The sequence below is a fragment of the Curtobacterium sp. MCLR17_054 genome, assembly GCF_003234335.2.
In the GTDB taxonomy this organism is placed as follows: domain Bacteria; phylum Actinomycetota; class Actinomycetes; order Actinomycetales; family Microbacteriaceae; genus Curtobacterium; species Curtobacterium flaccumfaciens.
The window spans coordinates 1,917,183-1,934,598 of sequence record NZ_CP126263.1 but is presented as its reverse complement, the minus strand read 5'-3'; the positions used below and the strand labels follow the sequence as shown (position 1 = coordinate 1,934,598).

Annotated in this window: 17 protein-coding genes and 1 tRNA gene; 7 read left to right on the top strand and 11 right to left on the bottom strand. The window is 72.4% G+C overall.

What is annotated here, in order from left to right:
* Positions 1–9 precede the first annotated feature (9 nt).
* From DEJ08_RS09305 to DEJ08_RS09280, 6 genes are read right to left on the bottom strand one after another with little or no spacing between them, the layout of a single operon-like run.
* Positions 10–684, bottom strand: a complete 675-nt coding sequence (locus DEJ08_RS09305) for a TetR/AcrR family transcriptional regulator (protein ID WP_111054202.1) — start codon at positions 682–684, stop codon at positions 10–12.
* Positions 681–2,777: a CocE/NonD family hydrolase gene (locus DEJ08_RS09300; RefSeq protein ID WP_111054201.1), complete on the bottom strand. Its 2,097-nt coding sequence runs from the start codon at positions 2,775–2,777 to the stop codon at positions 681–683. The genes DEJ08_RS09305 and DEJ08_RS09300 overlap by 4 nt, the downstream gene beginning before the upstream one ends.
* A complete protein-coding gene (locus tag DEJ08_RS09295; RefSeq protein ID WP_111054200.1) occupies positions 2,774–4,561 on the bottom strand; it encodes a dipeptide ABC transporter ATP-binding protein in 1,788 nt (595 codons plus the stop codon). The genes DEJ08_RS09300 and DEJ08_RS09295 overlap by 4 nt, the downstream gene beginning before the upstream one ends.
* A complete protein-coding gene (locus DEJ08_RS09290) occupies positions 4,558–5,448 on the bottom strand; it encodes an ABC transporter permease (RefSeq protein WP_111054199.1) in 891 nt (296 codons plus the stop codon). Before DEJ08_RS09290 ends, DEJ08_RS09295 begins: the two co-directional genes overlap by 4 nt.
* Entirely contained in the window at positions 5,445–6,473 is a 1,029-nt protein-coding gene (locus tag DEJ08_RS09285; protein ID WP_111054198.1) for an ABC transporter permease, read from the bottom strand. Before DEJ08_RS09285 ends, DEJ08_RS09290 begins: the two co-directional genes overlap by 4 nt.
* A complete protein-coding gene (locus DEJ08_RS09280; RefSeq protein ID WP_111054197.1) occupies positions 6,470–8,071 on the bottom strand; it encodes an ABC transporter substrate-binding protein in 1,602 nt (533 codons plus the stop codon). The genes DEJ08_RS09285 and DEJ08_RS09280 overlap by 4 nt, the downstream gene beginning before the upstream one ends.
* 235 nt (positions 8,072–8,306) lie before the next feature.
* Here DEJ08_RS09280 and DEJ08_RS09275 point away from each other — a divergent pair, with 235 nt between their 5' ends.
* The 3 genes from DEJ08_RS09275 to DEJ08_RS09265 are packed head-to-tail and all read left to right on the top strand — an operon-like array spanning position 8,307 to position 9,957.
* Positions 8,307–8,900 carry a molybdopterin-dependent oxidoreductase gene (locus DEJ08_RS09275; protein ID WP_111046062.1) on the top strand — a complete coding sequence of 198 codons (594 nt, stop codon included), beginning with the start codon at positions 8,307–8,309 and terminating at the stop codon, positions 8,898–8,900.
* Positions 8,897–9,688 carry a ferredoxin reductase gene (locus DEJ08_RS09270; protein WP_111054196.1) on the top strand — a complete coding sequence of 264 codons (792 nt, stop codon included), beginning with the start codon at positions 8,897–8,899 and terminating at the stop codon, positions 9,686–9,688. Before DEJ08_RS09275 ends, DEJ08_RS09270 begins: the two co-directional genes overlap by 4 nt.
* A complete protein-coding gene (locus DEJ08_RS09265; RefSeq protein ID WP_111054195.1) occupies positions 9,688–9,957 on the top strand; it encodes a DUF6510 family protein in 270 nt (89 codons plus the stop codon). The genes DEJ08_RS09270 and DEJ08_RS09265 overlap by 1 nt, the downstream gene beginning before the upstream one ends.
* A gap of 284 nt (positions 9,958–10,241) precedes the next feature.
* Here the strand turns inward: DEJ08_RS09265 and DEJ08_RS09260 are convergent.
* Positions 10,242–10,313 (bottom strand) — tRNA-Gly (locus tag DEJ08_RS09260).
* A 133-nt stretch (positions 10,314–10,446) separates the two neighbouring features.
* Here DEJ08_RS09260 and DEJ08_RS09255 point away from each other — a divergent pair.
* Complete coding sequence (locus DEJ08_RS09255; protein ID WP_027465565.1) at positions 10,447–10,653, top strand: hypothetical protein; 207 nt, start codon at positions 10,447–10,449, stop codon at positions 10,651–10,653.
* A gap of 20 nt (positions 10,654–10,673) precedes the next feature.
* Here the strand turns inward: DEJ08_RS09255 and DEJ08_RS09250 are convergent, their stop codons facing one another.
* Positions 10,674–12,056: a hypothetical protein gene (locus DEJ08_RS09250; RefSeq protein WP_111039577.1), complete on the bottom strand. Its 1,383-nt coding sequence runs from the start codon at positions 12,054–12,056 to the stop codon at positions 10,674–10,676.
* On the bottom strand, positions 12,053–12,466 hold the full coding sequence (locus tag DEJ08_RS09245; RefSeq protein ID WP_111054194.1) for a MerR family transcriptional regulator: 414 nt from the start codon (positions 12,464–12,466) through the stop codon (positions 12,053–12,055). The genes DEJ08_RS09250 and DEJ08_RS09245 overlap by 4 nt, the downstream gene beginning before the upstream one ends.
* A gap of 54 nt (positions 12,467–12,520) precedes the next feature.
* On the opposite strand from DEJ08_RS09245, the gene DEJ08_RS09240 reads away from it, so the two are divergent.
* A complete protein-coding gene (locus DEJ08_RS09240) occupies positions 12,521–13,402 on the top strand; it encodes an alpha/beta fold hydrolase (protein ID WP_111054193.1) in 882 nt (293 codons plus the stop codon).
* 15 nt (positions 13,403–13,417) lie between these two features.
* Here the strand turns inward: DEJ08_RS09240 and DEJ08_RS09235 are convergent, their stop codons facing one another.
* Both DEJ08_RS09235 and DEJ08_RS09230 read right to left on the bottom strand, forming a co-directional pair.
* On the bottom strand, positions 13,418–13,708 hold the full coding sequence (locus DEJ08_RS09235; RefSeq protein ID WP_111022873.1) for a hypothetical protein: 291 nt from the start codon (positions 13,706–13,708) through the stop codon (positions 13,418–13,420).
* Positions 13,708–14,301 (bottom strand): HdeD family acid-resistance protein, encoded by a 594-nt coding sequence (locus DEJ08_RS09230; protein ID WP_111054192.1) that lies wholly within the window; start codon positions 14,299–14,301, stop codon positions 13,708–13,710. The genes DEJ08_RS09235 and DEJ08_RS09230 overlap by 1 nt, the downstream gene beginning before the upstream one ends.
* A gap of 256 nt (positions 14,302–14,557) precedes the next feature.
* On the opposite strand from DEJ08_RS09230, the gene DEJ08_RS09225 reads away from it, so the two are divergent.
* Together DEJ08_RS09225 and DEJ08_RS09220 are read left to right on the top strand one after the other, a co-directional pair.
* Positions 14,558–15,310 (top strand): HpcH/HpaI aldolase family protein, encoded by a 753-nt coding sequence (locus DEJ08_RS09225; protein ID WP_181438949.1) that lies wholly within the window; start codon positions 14,558–14,560, stop codon positions 15,308–15,310.
* Positions 15,311–15,469: 159 nt separating this feature from the next.
* Positions 15,470–17,125, top strand: coding sequence for a catalase (locus DEJ08_RS09220; protein ID WP_111054190.1), 1,656 nt, complete (start codon positions 15,470–15,472; stop codon positions 17,123–17,125).
* The last annotated feature ends 291 nt before the right edge of the window (positions 17,126–17,416 follow it).

Here is a 17,416-nt window from a genome sequence, read left to right as displayed (position 1 = left end):
CTTACCTCATCACAAGGGGGAACGACCGGTTCCGGCGATGTCCACAGCGGGCACACCGAGTTCGTGCGACAGGAACCGCCACATCCACGACAGGGCGACCGTGTTCGTCAGCCCCGGGACGCCCTGGGCGATCTGGGTCGCGACGCCGTCGCTGTACGCTGCGAGCTGCAGCGCGACGGTTTCGGCGTCGACGGGGTCGCCGCCGTCGCTGCCCTGGCGTGTGCCACCGAACACCCCGGCGTCCACCCCGCGCCGGATGACCCGCACCAGGCAGGCCTCCCAGACGCGGATGCGTTCGGCGTACTCGGCGGCGACCTCGGGCCGCCGGACCACCGCGGTCCAGTAGTCGGACCAGATCCGCCAGTGCTGCCGGACCTGCTCGGTGTCGCCGAACAGCGGGGCGACGAGCATCCGCAACCCCACCAGCACGTCGGGTTCGGCGTCGACGGCCGCGACGATGGCGCCGTAGAAGCGCTCCGTCTCGAGCACCACGACCTCGTTGAGGATCTCCGCGACACTCCCGAAGTGGTACGTCACGGTGCCGACGGAGACGCCGGCCTCGGCCGCGATGTCGCGCAGCCCGGTGGCGCCGACACCGTTCCGGACGATCACCGCGCGGGCGGCCTCGACGATCATCGCGCGCCGGACCTCCGGCCGCTGCCGGACGCGTGCCGCCGCGGTCACGCCGAGGTCCGTGGGACGTCGTCGACGAAGGTCCGCTCGGTGACGAGCACCTCGGGTTCGTCGGGTCCGCCGTCGCGTGCCCAGGCGCGCACGGTGTTGAGGACGTGGAAGGTGTCGGCGTCGGCGGTGACCTCGGACGTCGTCTCGAGGCGCGCGGCCCACTCCGGCTTCGTCAGCCCGATCGCCCAGCGGGAACTCGCCCGTGCGCTGGTCGGGTCGTCGGAGCGGATCCGGTACGTCTCGCGGGCGTCCTCGGTGAACACGAGGCCGTCCGGGTAGACGCGTCCGCCGCCGTACCCGGGATCGACGTCGAGCGTCCACTCCCCCGTCTCGACGTCGTGCGTCACCGTGCGCTGCGGCAGCGGGTCGGCCGGCGCGACGCGCTCGATCACGAGGGGCTCGGACCGTTCGGGCTCGGCGAAGGCCACCCCGTCGTCGGTCTCCCGGGTCCAGGTGGGCAGGGTGACGCTCGAGGTGGTCGGGTCGATCGTCACGGTGGCCTCGACGCCGTGCGGCCACACCCACGGCCAGTACGACGAGGAGACCGCGATGCGCAGCCGGTGTCCGGCGGCGAACCGGTGTCCGGTCGAGACCAGGCGCACGGGCAGGTAGGCGGGTGTCCCGGGCACGAGCACGTCGTCGCGGTCCATCCCGTCGCGCTTCGCGGCGTTCAGCACCCCGCGCGTGACGAGCGTCGACGAGCCGTCCGGTGCGACGTCGCAGAGCCGCACGGTCAGGGTGGCCCGGGGCTGGTCGCTCGTGACGGACAGCCGCACGAGCACGTTGCCGAGCAGGTCGAACGCCTTGCCGACGGGCAGGTCGAAGGTGACCGACCGGCCGTCCTCGGCGCGCTGGTCCGTCGGCAGGTCGGTGGCGTTGCCGAACGGGAAGAACCGACCGGCGTCCACCCCGGTGTGCTGCGGCGACCGCACGACGACCGGCCCGAGGTCACCGCCGCGCAGGGCGGCGAGGGGCAGGACACGCTCGTGGGTCGCGGCGGAGGGCCACGCCTCGGCACCGATCCAGCGACCGCGGCGGCCGGCGTAGTAGGGCGCGGGGGCTTCGCCCTCGTTGATCCAGGCCCGCAGTGCGGGGTCGTCCTCGACGCCGGTGTCGACCCCGCGCAGCCAGCGGTCCCACCACCGCAGGGTCTCCTGCAGGAACCCGATCGACGGCCCCGGCGCGAGTCCACGGTCCGGGTACTGGTGCGACCACGGGCCGACGATGCCCTTCACGGGGGCGCTGACGTGGTCGACCAGCCGGAGCACGGCGTCCCGGTACGGGTCCGCCCACCCGCCGACCGCGAGCACCGCGGCGCGGATGCCGTCGTAGTCCTCGGCCGCGCTGCCGTGCCGCCAGTAGTCGTCGCGCTCCTGGTGCGCGAGCCACACCGGCGTCATCGGGCGGTTCGCCTCGAGGCGTTCCCGCCACCGGTCGATCCACCCGGCACCGACGACCTCGGGCCGGGGCGGCCGCGAGTTGAAGGCGAACATCGTCGCGCCCCAGGCCGCCATGTCGATGGCGAGCACGGCGCCGCCGACGTAGTGCACGTCGTTGTCGTACCGGTCATCCGTCGAGCAGACCGTCACGATGGCCTTGAGGGCGGCGGGTGCCCGGGCCGCGAGCTGCAGCGCGTTGAAGCCGCCCCACGAGATGCCGAACATGCCGACGGCACCGGTCGACCACGGCTGCTCGGCGAGCCAGGCGATCACGGCTTCGCCGTCGAGCAGCTCCTGCTCGCTGTACTCGTCGTCGAAGAACCCGTCGGACGACCCGGTGCCGCGGATGTCGACCCGCACCGAGGCGTACCCGTGCTGGGCGTACCAGGGGTGCCGCTCCGAGTCGCGCGGTGCGGTCCAGTCGTCGAGCCGGTACGGCAGGTACTCGAGCAGCACCGGCGTCGGGTCGCTGGGCGTACCCGACTGCGTCGGCGGCTGCGACGGCGCCCAGATCCGGGCGTGCAGCCGCACGCCGTCGGGCATCGGGATCCACTCGTCGCGGACCGTCACGCCCGCGGGCAGCGAGCCAGGGTCGCCGATGGCGGTGAAGGCGGTGGCGGCGGTGCCGTGGTCGGTGCCGTCGTCGGTGGTCATGCGTCCTCCCAGTTGCGGGTGCGGTGTCCGTCGCCGTGGTCGGTCCAGCCGTCGGCGTGCCGCCAGCGCGGCACCCCGTCACCGACGTCGGGCAGGGTCGTGCTGCCGGGTTCGAGCGTCGCCGCGAGCAACGTCGACGTGTACGGGTGGTTCGGGCCGGTGAACACCCGCTCGGTCGGTCCGATCTCGACGATCCGGCCACCGGTCATCACCGCGACCCGGTCCGCCACACCCCGCACCACGGCGAGGTCGTGGCTGATGAACAGGCAGGCGAGGCCCCGCTCGCGCTGCAGGTCGGCCAGCAGCGCGAGGATTCCCGCCTGCACCTGCACGTCGAGCGCGGTGGTGATCTCGTCGGCGATCACGAGCGACGGCTCGGCCGCGAGTGCGCGCGCGATCCCGACGCGCTGGCGCTGCCCACCGGACAGCTGCGCGGGCAGGCGGTCGGCGAACTCCGGCCCGAGCCCGACCTGGCTGAGCAGGGCGCCCACGCGCTCGCGCGAGGACGAGCCGCTGAACAGCCGGAGCGGCCTCGCGACGGCGGCACCCACGGTGCGCCGCGGGTTGAGCGACGTGTCCGCGTTCTGGAACACGAGCTGCACCGCGCGCCGCAGGTCGGGCGCGCGGCCGGCGATCGGCTCGCGCAGGTCGCCGCTCGTCGCGCCGTCGTCGTACGTGAACGTCCCCGACTCGGCCGGCACCAGGCCAGCCAGCGCCGTCGCGAGCGTCGACTTGCCGCTGCCGGACTCGCCGACGACGGCGAGCGTCTCGTGCGCGGCGATCGTGAACGAGACGCCGTCGACGGCGGCCGGCAGGCCGCGGCCGTAGCGGATCACCAGGTCGTCCGCGGTCACCACGGGGCGGGCTGCGCGCTCGGGAGGCGCGGTGCCGGTGGCCGTGGAGCCGACCGTCCCGGGGACGGTCGCGTCGTCGGACACGTGCCCCCCGCCTCCAGGCCGTCGCCCGTCCGGCACCGCGGCCAGCAGGGCGCGCGTGTACTCGTGCTGCGGCGCGGCGAAGAGCGCCGCGGTGGCGGCGTTCTCGACGACCTCGCCGTCGCGCATCACGGCGATCTCGTCCGCCATGGCGGACACCACCCCGAGGTCGTGGCTGACGAGCAGGACGGCCATGCCGAGCTGCCGGCCGAGGTCGGCGACCAGGTCGAGGACCGCGGCCTGCGTGACCACGTCGAGGGCGGTGGTCGGCTCGTCGAGGACGAGCACGCGCGGCCGGGCGGCGACGGCCATCGCGATGGCGATGCGCTGCTGCTGCCCGCCGGACAACTGGTGCGGGTACCGGCGGACGATCGCGTCGGGGTCCGGCAGCCGGACCAGCCGGACCAGCTCGGCGACGCGTTCGGGGCCGTCGGGCTCGCCGTGGGCGCGGAGGGCCTCGCGGATCTGTTCGCCGACGCGCATCGACGGGGTGAGCGCCTGTCCGGCGTTCTGGGCGACGACCGAGGCGGTGCCGCCGCGGAGCGCCCGGCGGCCGGCCGGCGACAGGGCGAACACGTCGGCGCCGTCGACGCGGACCGTCCCGCCGTCGATCGCCGACCCGGCGCGCAGGTGTGCGAGGAGCGTCCGCGCGACGGTGGACTTGCCGCTGCCGGACTCGCCGACCAGGCCGAGGGTGCGACCGGCCTCGATCGCGAAGGAGACGCCCCGGACGACGGGGACGCGTCGTTTGCCGGCGGCGTACGAGATGGACAGGTCGTCGACGCGGACGACCGCGTCGGGCACGGTCGCCGTCGCGGCGGACGTCGTGCCGGTGTCGGTGCGGGTCATGCGCTGACTCCCTGCTTGGCGCGGTCGACACCGAGCGACTTGCTCAGGCCGTCGGCCGCGAGGTTCAGTCCGATCACCAGCGTGGCGAGCGCCACGATCGGGGCGAGGGTGCCGAGCGGCACCACGGTGAGCGCGGTGCGGTTCTCCTGCACCATCAGGCCCCAGTCCGGGGTCGGCGGGTTCGCGCCGAAGCCCAGGAAGGACAGCGACGCGACGAGCAGCACGATCCACGAGGCCCGCATCGCGTACTCGACGAGCACGACGTCGAGCACGTTCGGCAGGATCTCGCGGAACACGATCGACAGCGGCCGCTCGCCCCGGGCGCGGGCAGCGGTGACGTAGTCCTGGGTGATCACGGTGCGGGCGGCGCCGCGGACGACCCGGGTCACCGCGGGGGCGTAGACGACCGTGACGGCGAGGACGATGACCCAGAGGCCGGCGTCGAAGACCGTCACGACGACCAGGAGCGCGAGGATCGACGGCACGCTGAGCAGGGCGTCGACGACGCGCATGACGACCTCGTCGAACCAGTTGTCGGCGTAGGCCGTGACGCAGCCGAGCACGGTGCCGACCGCGACGGCGATCGTGGTGGCGAGGAAGGTCACGGACAGCGCGTACCGGCCGCCGTTCAGGGTGCGGGAGAGGACGTCACGCCCGTACTGGTCGGTGCCGAGCCAGTGCGTCCACGTCGGACCGGCGAGCACGTCGCCGGCGTTCGTGGCGACCGGATCGTGCCCGGCGATGACCGGCGCGAGCAGGGCGAGGACGACGTGCAGGGCGATGAGGCCGAGGCCGATGCTCAGCGCCGTCGACCCGCGCAGGGGTGCGAGCGCGCCGGCGAGCACGTCGCGTCCGACGCGGCGGCGGCGGGGTGCGGTGGCGGTCATGCGGCGGCCTTCCTGGTGCTGCGGGCGCTGCGGGTACGCGTGCGCGGTCGTCGCTGGCGGGTCCGCAGCTTCGGGTCGAGTGCGAGCGCGACGAGGTCGGCGGCCAGGTTGCACACGACGTAGATCAGGGCGCTCAGCAGGGCGATCGCCTCGATGGTGGGCAGGTCGCGGTTGAACACCGACTCGAGCATGAGCTTGCCCATCCCCGGGTAGTTGAAGACGTTCTCGACCACCACGACACCGCCGAGCAGCCACGCGACGTTGAGCGCGACGACGTTGAGCGTCGGCAGCAGGGCGCTCGGGACCGCGTGCTTCCAGACCACCCGGCGCATCGTCAGGCCCTTGAGCTCGGCCGTCGTGACGAACTCCGACGCCATCACGTCGATGGTCGACGAGCGGGCCGTCCGCACGATGTAGGCGGCCATCGCGAGCGTCAGCACGATGATCGGCAGCCAGATGGTGGGCAGCAGCTCGGCGACGGTGGCGTCGCTCCCCCGCAGCACGACGGCGGGAAAGACCGGCAGGCCGATCGCGAACAGCAGCACGAGGACGGTGGCGACCATGAACTCCGGCACGCTCATCACGACCAGGCTGACGATCGAGATCACCTTGTCGCTCGGACGGCCGCGGCGGACACCGGCGACGACACCGAGCGTCAGGGACACCGTGACGCCGACGAGCATCGCGGGCACGGCGATGAGCATGCTGTTCCGGAAGGCCGTGAACAGCGTCGGGGCGACCGGTTCGCCGCTGACGAGCGAGGTGCCGAAGTCGCCGTGCACGGCGCCGCCGAGCCACTGCAGGTAGCGGAGCCAGACGTTCTGGTCGAGGCCGAGGGTCTCGCGTAGTTGCTTCACGGCGTCGGGGGTGGCGTTCTGCCCGAGCAGTTGCTGGGCGACGTCACCGGGGAGCGCCTGCACCGCGAGGAACACGAAGAGGGAGGCGAGCACCACCGTCAGCACGGCGATGCCGACGCGGCGGAGGACGGGGACGAGGACGTCCGACGGTGCGTTCGTGGTCGTCATCGGCGCAGTCCGATCCGCAGGTAGTCGAACTCGAAGCCGTACTCCGAGTAGTTCACGACGTCGCGGGACAACCCCACGAGCCGGTCGCCGAACATCGGCGTCATGTCGGCACCGTCCTCGACGACGAGCCGCTGGGCGTCCTGGTACAGGGTGAGCCGCTTGGCGTCGTCCATCTCGGCGCGGGCGTCGTCGAGCAGCCCGTCGAAGGTCTCGTTCGACCAGGCGCTCTCGTTGTACGACGACCCCGAGCGGAAGATCTGGTTGAGCAGCTGGTCGATCGGCCGCCCCGTGAACCAGTAGCTCACCATGAGCGGCTTCTGCATCCAGATCTGCGTGTAGTACGAGTCCGAACTCGCGTTGCGGACGGTCAGACGGATGCCCGCGTCGGCGACGGCGTCGCGGTAGGCGACGGCCATCGGGGTGAACACCGACTCGTAGCTCGACGTGTAGATCGCGGCGCGGAAGTCCTCGCGCCCGGCCTGCTTGAGCAGCGCCCGGGCCTTGTCCGGGTCGTACTCGCGGTGGTCGTCGACGAACGCGGCGAGCTGCGGCGGCACGGGGTTGTCCCAGCCTGCCGAACCGGTGCCCTGCAGCGCGGTGTCGACGATCTTCCGGGGGTCGTAGGCGAGCTTCATCGCCTGGCGCACCCGCGGGTCGCTGAACTCGTCGCTCGTGGCGAGCATCGGGATCGTGTACCACTGGGCGTTCTTCGACCGGGCGACGGTGGCGCGGTCGGACGCCGACACCACCCGGGCGGTGGCGAAGTCCAGGTTGGTCTGCGAGATGAGGTCGATCTGTCCGGCGAGCAGGGCGTTCACCCGCGCGGTGGTGTCCTGGATCGAGTAGAAGTCGATGCCGTCGAGCGCCGGGCGGCCGGCGAAGTGGTCCGGGAACGCCTCGACGCTGCCGGCACCGGCGGGGGTGAACGACGACAGCCGGAACGGCCCCGTCCCGATCCCGGTGCGGCCGATGTCGGCGACGGCGTCGGCCGGCACGATGTAGCACTGGTAGGCCGTGAGCAGCGACGGGAACTCGGCGTTCGGCTTCGTCAGCGAGAAGCGCAGCGTGTACGGGTCGACGGCGCGCATCGAGTCGGCGTCCATGACCTCGCCGAGCACCCCGGCCTGCGGGCTGCCGGTCTTCTCGTCGAGGATGTGCCGGATGCTCGCGATGGCGTCGTCGGCGGTGAACCGAGAGCCGTCGTGGAAGGTCACGCCCCGGCGGAGCGCGAAGGTCCACTCGGTGCCGTCGGCGTTCGCGGACCACTCCTCGGCCAGGTCCGGGACCGGGGTGCCCTGCTGGTCGAGCTTGACGAGCCGGTTGTACAGCGCGCCGAGGTACTCGTAGGCCGACAGTGAGCTCGCGGAGTCGAGGGTCTCGGCGGCGGACGCGGCGGGCCGCGCGATGCGCAGGCGTCCGCCGCGACGGGCGACGCCGGTGGCCGCGGCCTCGGGGATCGTGGGGGTGCCGGCGGACGCGCCAGAGCTGCACCCGGCGAGCGTGAGCAGGCCGAGGCCGGCCAGACCGGCGGCGCCGGTGATGAGCGCCCGACGGCTCGGACCGTGGGCATTGCGGGGTTCGGGGACGATGGGCTGCATTCGGGGTGACCCCTCCTGTAATCGTTCCGGTGAACGATAGAGGTCCCAGGCCGATCCCCCAAGCCCGCTCCCAGCGGTCGCGTCGGTGCCGAGGGCGCCGAGAACGGCGGACCGGTGGGGATCCGGCCTGGGATACGACCGTTCCGTACACGGGTGGAACGTTTACCAACCCGTTACACGGCACCGCCCGCCACACGGCATGATCGGGAACGCACCGACGTCCCCGAGGAGGACCATGGCCACGTTCACCCGCGGGTTCGGCGGTCGCCGCGACGACCGCGACGACACCCGCATCCCGCCCGGTCAGACCCTGGTCCGCGACTGGCCCGTCCTGTCCGCCGGGGCGACGCCCGACATCGAGCCGACCGACTGGGCCTTCTCGATCCGCACCGAGTCCGGCCTGCACCAGTGGACCTGGGACGAGGTGCACGCACTCGGCGTCGAGGACGTCACCGTCGACATCCACTGCGTCACGCACTGGACCAAGCTCGACATGCCGTGGCGGGGTGTCCCGCTCGACCGTCTGTTCGAGGACGTCGAGACCGAACTCGACTACTGCATGGTGCACAGCCACGGCGGCTACACGACCAACGTCCCGCTCGACGAGCTGCTCGACGGCAAGTCCTGGATCGCGTTCGAGGCCGACGGCGAGCCCCTGACGCCCGAGCACGGCGGGCCCGCCCGCCTGCTGGTCCCCCACCTGTACTTCTGGAAGAGCGCCAAGTGGGTGCGCGGCATCGTCATGCAGTCCGACGACGAGCCCGGCTTCTGGGAGAACGCGGGCTACAACCTGCACGGCGACCCGTGGAAGGAAGAGCGGTACTGGTGACGCTCCCCGACACCGGCCTGGAGGCACGGATCACCCCCGTCGCTCGTCCCGCCACCCGCAGGCGGCCGGCCTGGCACGCCGCCACCGTCGCGTCCGTCGGCCGCGAGACGACGAACGCGCGCCGGATCGTCCTCGACGTCCCGACCTGGCCGGGCAACGACCCCGGGCAGCACCTGGACCTGCGGCTGACCGCCGAGGACGGCTACCAGGCACAGCGCTCGTACTCGATCGCGTCAGCCGGCCCCGCGACCGACGTCGTGCTCGCGGTCGACCGGGTTGACGGTGGCGAGGTCTCCCCGTTCCTCGTCGATGCCGTCGAGGTCGGCGATGCACTCGAGGTCCACGGACCCCTGGGTGGCTGGTTCGTCTGGCGGCCGGGCGAGTCCACCCGTCCGGTGCAGCTCATCGCCGGCGGCTCCGGCATCGTGCCGCTCGTCGCGATGGTGACCGCGCACGCCGAGGCGGACGACCCGGCGCCCTTCCGGCTCCTCGCTGCCGTCCGCACACCGGATGACGTCTTCTTCCGTCCGGAACTCGACCAGGCGCTCGCGAGCCGGGCACCGCTCGAGGTGACCCACGTGTACAGCCGCACCGCGCCTCCAGGCTCGACCGTGCCGGCCGGACGGCTGACGCGGGACGCGCTCGCTGCCGCGGTGTTCCCGCCGGACGCGGGCGCCCTGGTCTACGTGTGCGGGTCGACGCCGTTCGTCGAGCAGGTGCTGCGCTGGCTCACCGAGCTCGGGCACGACACGAGTGACGTCCGCGCCGAGCGGTTCGGGGGCAACTGATGGTCGTCGTGGACGGCAACGCGCTGGCGGGGACGCTGGCCGACAGCCTGGGACCCGAGCCGACCGTGGTCGCCCTGCGCTGCGCCGGGTGCGGGTCGCTCGGGGTGCTCGGGCAGACCACGGTCTACCGCACCGCGATGGGGTCGGTGGCGCGCTGCCGCGGGTGCGACACGGTGCTCGTCACGGTCGTCGAGTCCGGAGCCCGGCGGTGGGTCGGGTTGCCCGGTGCCCGCACGATGTCGGCGTCACTACCGGACGGCATCGAGTAGCACAAGGCTCACGCGGCGGGTCGTGCGGGGTTCTTGCGGGTTCCCGCAACCCTGGATCCGGTTCCCACCCGAACGGGGCACGGCTCCGGATACATCCTCGGAACTGCGCCGGGCCACCCACCCGGCGCGTACCGGTGGGGGCAGGGTCGCCTCCGCGCCCGGCGGGCGCGGGTACCCGAAGCCTGCGCCCGCCGGGCCCCCACGCCTCCGGTGCTGCGACGCCCCCGAACGACGGAACCCCCGCCGCTCTTCCGAGCGACGGGGGTTCCGGTCTTCCTGTTCTGAGCGGATGACGAGATTCGAACTCGCGACCCTCACCTTGGCAAGGTGATGCGCTACCACTGCGCCACATCCGCATTCACACGCCGTCCTGGCCGTGCGGAGATGACTCTACCCGAAGAAGGGCGGCATCACCGGTTCCGGTGGAGGTTCCGGGCGTGTCCGGCGCGGCGCGGGCGGTCCGTCAGGTCGACGGAGTTCGATCGGACCATGAGCTACGTGCACGACAATCCCGGCGGGACCGAGGCCCACGGCGTCGACCTGGTCGACGGCGACGCCCCCGCGATCCGGATCCTGGTGCACGGCGACCTGCCGACCACGATCGAGCACGAGGGTCGCACCTGGCTCGCGACGGGCGACGCCCACGACGCGGGCGACGACGACACCCCGCCGATCGCGATCTACCGCCCGGTCTGAGCCGACCAAGGGCGGCCCGGTCAGTGGCCGCGGACGTCACCCGTCAGGATCGCGTGCTCGACACCCGCTGACAGCTCGTCGTGCAGGGCGTCCGCGAAGAACTCGCCGGCACCGAGGCTGATGAGGTGCGCGACCGCGGCCTCGGCGGCCGGGAACCCGGGCTCCCACTCGTCGTGCAGGAACGCGCGGACGTGTCCGGACTCGTGCACGACGACCACGCCGATGTGCTCGTGCCGGGTGCCGTCCTCGAGCACGGCGTCGAAGACGATGGGTTCGGTGTCCTCGCCGAGCTCCTCGAGCAGGACGGTACCGGTGCCCGGCCACTCCGTCCGGTACGGCGGCAGGTCGGGTGCGTGCAGGTGCCCCGCGAGTTCGTCCGACGCCGACTCGATGTGTCCGGTGGACAGGTACTCGTCGACGACGTCGTGGATGCGGGCGTGCAGGTCCGGCTCGTACTGCCACCAACGCTGGTGCACGGTGCGGAGCCACTCCTGGGTCGCGGCGTCGGCCGAGGCCGAGATCCCCACGAGCTGCGGTGCGGTGCCGGGCGAACCGACGACCTCGAGCTGTTCGTCGTGCGTCTCCACCGTGATCGACCCGGTGGTCTCGTCCGGGTGCACGCCGTGGACGTCCTCGGGTGCGGCGGCCCAGATGCTGGCGGGGAGCTTCGGCGGCAGGTCGAACGGCACCGCGATCGCCGGTTGCGTCATCGCGTGGTCGATCGCGTCGCCGAGGTGCACCTCGTCCGCCCGGGACCCCATCACGATGCCACCGGCCGGCGGGACGAGCGACAGGTGTTCCAGGTCGTCCGGCGCGGCGTTCATCGAGGTGAGCACCGCGGTGTCGGCCCACTGCACGAACGCGCCGGCGGACCGGTCGTCCTCGCCGAACGGCACGTCCCAGACCGTCGGGTCGGTGAGCACCCACGATGCGGTGCGCCCGGCAGGTCCGTGGCGGACGGCGTCGACGATCGCCGGCACCAGTCCGGGCAGCCCCCGGTACGCGGGACGGACCGTGAGCCGGTCGACGGCGAGCAGGTCGGGCTTGCCGAGCATCTCGGCGGCGTGGGTCTGCAGCGAGAAGAACGTCTCCCCCGTCGCGTCCTGCGCGGCGACGGCGGACGCGAAGGACCCGGCGACGTCGGAGACCTGGTAGCCGAGCACCAGTGCCTCGAGCGACTCCGGTGCACGGCTCGTGAACGCGGTGACCTCGGCGACGGAGACCGCCTCGGTCTCGTCGTCGTCGGTGATCGGGACGCGGACGTCGATCACCCACCGGTCGACGTCCTGCCCGGGGTAGGCGTCACCGTCCTCGTCCGAGATCGTGATGTGCACCAGGCGCAGGGAACCGTCCCAGGCGTCGTGGACGTGCTGGGCGATGGCGGCATCGGGGTCGTCGTTCACGGACGCAACGGTACCGGTGCGGAGGGCGCCGACCGGAGCCGCGTGCCCGAGGAGGCGTAGGCGGAGCACGACGGGCACCGCGTCAGCAGGTCGTGGGTGCAGTCGATCACGTGCTCGAGGAACCGCTCGGCGTCGGCCAACTGGTCACGCTGCGCCCGGATCTGACGGAGACGTTCGGTGATGACTCCGGACCGGTCGGGTGCACTCCGTCGGAGCACCAGCCGGATCTCGGCAAGGCTCATGCCGACGCCCTGGCAGGCCCGGACGACCTGCAGGCGACGGACGTGTTCCTCGGAGTACTCCCGGTGACCCGACGGCGCTCGATCGGGCACGACGACCCCCGTGTCGTGCCAGTGCCGGAGCACGTGGACCTCGACGCCGACCCGCCGAGCTGCTGCACCGATCCGCACTGCCCCGTCCGTTCCTCTTGACCTCAGGTCGACATGAGGTCCTAGCGTGCGACCATGCTGCCACGTCGAGTGCCCCTCCCCGTCCCCGTCCACCTCCCCGCCCCGGTCCCGATCGTCGTCGACGGCACCACCATCGCCACGAGGGTCCTCGAGCCGGCAGGACCGGCACGCGGCGACGTCGTCCTGTGCCACGGGACGCCCTGGTCATCGGCGGTCTGGGCCGAGGTCGGCCGGGCGCTCGCGCAGGACCACCGGGTCTTCCTCTGGGACATGCCCGGGTACGGCGACTCGGACCGCGGGCCGACCGTGGACACCACGCTCCGAGCGCAGGCGATCCGTCTCGGCGCGCTCCTCGACCGGTGGGGGCTCGATCGACCCCACCTGGTCGCACACGACGTGGGTGGCGCCGTGGCGCTCCGGGCGCACCTGCTGCACGGTGCCGAGTACGCGAGCCTGTTCCTCTGGGACGCCGTCGTGCTCGACCCCTGGGGGTCTCCGTTCTTCCGGCTGGTGGCGGAGCACCGTGACGTCTTCGACCGACTCCCCGGTGACCTGCACGCCGCCCTGGTGCGGCAGTACATCGACGGTGCCTCGTCGCGGGGCTTCTCGCCGTCGGACCTCGAGGCCCTCGCGCGGCCCTGGGCCGGCCCCGAGGGGCAGGTCGCGTTCTCACTCCAGATCGCCGCGCTGACCCCCGACGACACCCGGGCCGTGGCCGAGCTGTTGGGCTCCGTGCGGTGCCGGACCCGGATCGGGTGGGGGCGGCAGGACCCCTGGATCCCCCTGCACCAGGCGTACGACCTGCAGACGGCGCTGCCTGGGCACCCCGAGGTCGTCGTGCTCGACGACGTCGGTCACCTCGCGCCGTGGGAGGACCCCGTCGCGGTCACGGCCGCGCTCCGGCAGTGGGTGCACCGTCCGGAGCGTTCGGAGTGACCCGCACGGGGCCGTTCAGATCAGGGCGCGGGCGGCGAGCACGACGGCCGCTCCCCCGACGGTCAGCGCCGCGAGCACCGACAGCACGACCGCGACGGTGTCCCGCCGGGCCGGGGCACTCGCGCGGACAGCACCGGCGACGAGCTGCTGGGCCGCCGCCAGGGACGCCGCGCTCCCGAGCGGGCGGTCGTCCTGGTCGAACGCCAGGAACCGCTCACGGACGTGCAGCACGAGCCCCAGGCTGGTCCCGTGGTCGCGCGCCACCCAGGACTTCGGTCCCTGCTGCTCCCAGCGGACGGCGAGCATCAGGGGCCGGGGACCGGCAGACCGGCCCGCTCCCCCTCCGGACGCGGCCAGCTGAACGCGACGACGAGCTGGACGACACCGAACACGATGAGCACGCTCCCCACGGCGGCCACCGTCACCAGCGCGCCGAGACCCGGAAGGTTCATCACCAGGATGCCGCTCAGCACACTGAGCACGGCGAGCACCACGGTCAGCGCACGGCGGCCCACCCACGGTGCGTAGATGAGTGCGATGCCCTCGAGGATCCAGGCGAACCCGAGCAGCAGCGCCACCCACCGCGCCCCGATCGGCGGGAACACGATCGCGACGACACCGCCGGCGACCACCAGCGCCCCGAGGACCACCAGCCCGACCTGACGCCACCAGACCCGAGGGTGCACCTGGAGTCCCCGGACGACCAGCACCGCCCCCGACACGACCAGGTAGATCCCGAAGACCCACGACACCGCGAACAGCGTCGCGTGGGGCAGGACGATCGCAGCCAGTCCGGCGAGCACGCCCACCGCGCCGACGATCCCGAACGCCACCCGGATCCCGTCGCCGCCCGGCGGAAGCGAGCCAGTCCGCTGGCCGACGTCACGTTCGTCACGCATGTCCGTCCGACCTCCCTGCAGGTCCCGACTGGTGCTGTGGTGCTGGTGGGTGCTGGCGACCTGTGACCGCCCGTGCAGTGCGTCCTGCGCACAGGACTACACCCGAAGGTGAGCACTTGTCCATGTCCCATGCGTGCGCATGAGGCCACGCCGCCGGCCCGGGCGTACGGGCGACGAGCGCTCCGGGGGCGGTAGCCTGACGCGCCGGCCGACGAACCACCGGCGATCGCGACGGCAGACCAGACGGAGGACCACGGTGCCAGCACTCGGAGACGGCCGCGCCGACGGCGTGTGGTGCACGCTCGGCGAACCCCGCACCACCGCGCAGATCGCCCAGAACGGGTTCGCCTGGCTCGGCCTCGACGCCCAGCACGGCGCCTTCGACGACGCCACGCTCCTGGCGACGATGCCGGCACTCGCCGCGGTCGCACCGCAGGTCCCCGTCGCCGTCCGGGTCGCCGAGGGCTCGGACGCAGCGATCGGCCGTGCGCTCGACCTCGGCGCCGACATCGTGATCGTCCCGATGATCGAGACCGTCGAGCAGGCCGAGCACGCCGTCCGTGCCGCGCACTACCCACCGCGGGGCCGACGGAGCTGGGGGCCGATGGCGGGTCTCTGGGGCTGCGCGGCACCATCCGCCGCCGCTGCCGACCCCGAGGTGTGGGTGATGCTCGAGACACCCGAGGGCCTCCGTGCCGCCGAGCAGATCCTGGCGGTCCCGGGCGTCTCGGCGGTGTTCGTCGGTCCCTTCGACCTGTCGATCGGGCTCGGCGTGGATCTGCGCGAGCTGCTCGACGCCGACAGCGCCACGGACCCCCTCCCCGCGATCGTCGCCGCAGCCCGCCGCGCGGGCAAGCACACCGGCGCCTTCGCCGGTGACCTGGCCCGCGCCGAACGGCTCCGCGCGCTCGGGTTCGACCGCGTCGCCGTCGTCACCGACGGGACCCTGCTGGCCCACGGCGCGGCCGCGGTGCTCGGCGCAGCAGCCACCGGTCGCACCTCGTACTGACGGGCCGTCAGCGGCGAAGTACTGACGGGCCGTCAGCGGCGAACGCACCGGCGACCGGTCCTCGTCGGCGTCCTCGACGCCGCTGAGAGGGCGTGCCCGCGCCCCGGTCCACACTCGGTCGGGAACCCGAGCCGACCGCGACCGCAGAGAGGACGAGACATGACCGACGTCTCCAGCCAACCGCCCGCCGAGGGCGACGACCGCCGCATCCTGACGAACCGCCAGGGCCACCCCGTCTACGACAACCAGAACCAGCGCACCGTCGGGGCCCGTGGCCCGGCGACGCTCGAGAACTACCAGTTCCTCGAGAAGATCAGCCACTTCGACCGCGAACGGATCCCGGAGCGGGTCGTGCACGCGCGCGGTGCCGTCGCCTTCGGGTACTTCGAGGCCACCGGCACGTGGGGTGACGAACCCATCGCGCAGTACACCCGCGCGAAGCTGTTCCAGGAGCCCGGCAAGCGCACCGACCTGGCGATCCGGTTCTCCACCGTGATCGGCGGCCGTGACTCCTCGGAAGCTGCCCGCGACCCGCGCGGCTTCGCCGTGAAGTTCTACACCGAGGACGGCAACTGGGACCTCGTCGGCAACAACCTCGGCGTCTTCTTCATCCGCGACGCCATCAAGTTCCCCGACGTCATCCACTCCCTCAAGCCCGACCCCGTGACCTTCCGCCAGGAGCCGGCGCGCATCTTCGACTTCATGTCGCAGACCCCCGAGTCGATGCACATGCTCGTCAACCTGTTCAGCCCGCGCGGCATCCCCGCGAACTACCGCACCCAGCAGGGCTTCGGCGTGAACACCTACAAGTGGGTGAACGCGGACGGTGACACCAAGCTCGTCAAGTACCACTGGATCCCGTCGGTGGGCGTGTCCTCGATGACCGAGGCCGACGCCGCCGCCGTGCAGGCCGGCGACCTCGGGCACGCTTCGAAGGACCTGTACGAGGCGATCGAGCGTGGTGAGTACCCCGAGTGGGAGCTCCGTGTGCAGCTCATGGACGACCACGAGCACCCGGAGCTCGACTTCGACCCGCTCGACGACACGAAGGTGTGGCCGGAGAACGAGTTCCCGCCGAAGCCCGTCGGCAAGATGGTCCTGGACCGCAACGTCACGAACCACTTCGCCGAGAACGAGCAGCTGTCCTTCGGCACGGGCGTGCTCGTCGACGGCCTGGACTTCTCCGACGACAAGATGCTCGTCGGCCGCACGTTCTCGTACTCGGACACGCAGCGCTACCGCGTCGGCCCGAACTACCTGCAGCTGCCGGTGAACGCCCCGAAGAACGGCGCCGTCGCGACCAACCAGCGCGACGGACAGATGGCGTACCACCAGGACCACGGCGGCGAGAACCCGCACGTCAACTACGAGCCGTCGATCACCGGCGGCCTGCGCGAGGCGGAGTACCCGACCCACGACGACCAGGGACCGGAGATCGTCGGGCGCCTCACCCGCAAGCGGATCCCCCGGACGAACGACTACACCCAGGCCGGCCAGCGGTACCTGCTCCTGCAGGACTGGGAGCGCGACGACCTGGTCGCGAACTTCGTCGACCTCATCTCGCAGGCGGCCCGTCCGGTGCAGGAGCGCATGCTCTGGCACTTCTACATGGTCGAGGACGACCTGGGTCGTCGCGTCGGCGAGGGACTCGGCATCACCCTCGACGAGGTCAAGGACCTGCCCCCGCTGCAGTCCCAGACGCTCAGCGACGACGAGCTCGCCCGCCTGGCGAACCTCGGCCACAACGGCTCCCGCGACATCGACGGGCTGATGATGACGCACTGCGTCCCCGACGAACGCGCCGTGCGCGTCTGAGACGCGACCCCAGGACGGACGGGAGGCCCGGTGCCAGCTGGCACCGGGCCTCCCGTCCGTCTCACTGCCGTTGCCTGCCGCAGCGCATCACGGACAACCCGGGACGGCGCCAGGGAGGCCACGCTCATCGTGGATCGACAGGAGCGACTCCGTGGTCCCGACCGGCACGATCGCGCGGTCGTCGCTCCCGTCCCGTTGATCCGCACCGATGCGTCTCAAGGAGGCCGCGATGGAACACACGAATCCCCGGCGGTGTGGCGCGAACGCGTCCGCTGCCCACCGACTCCTCGC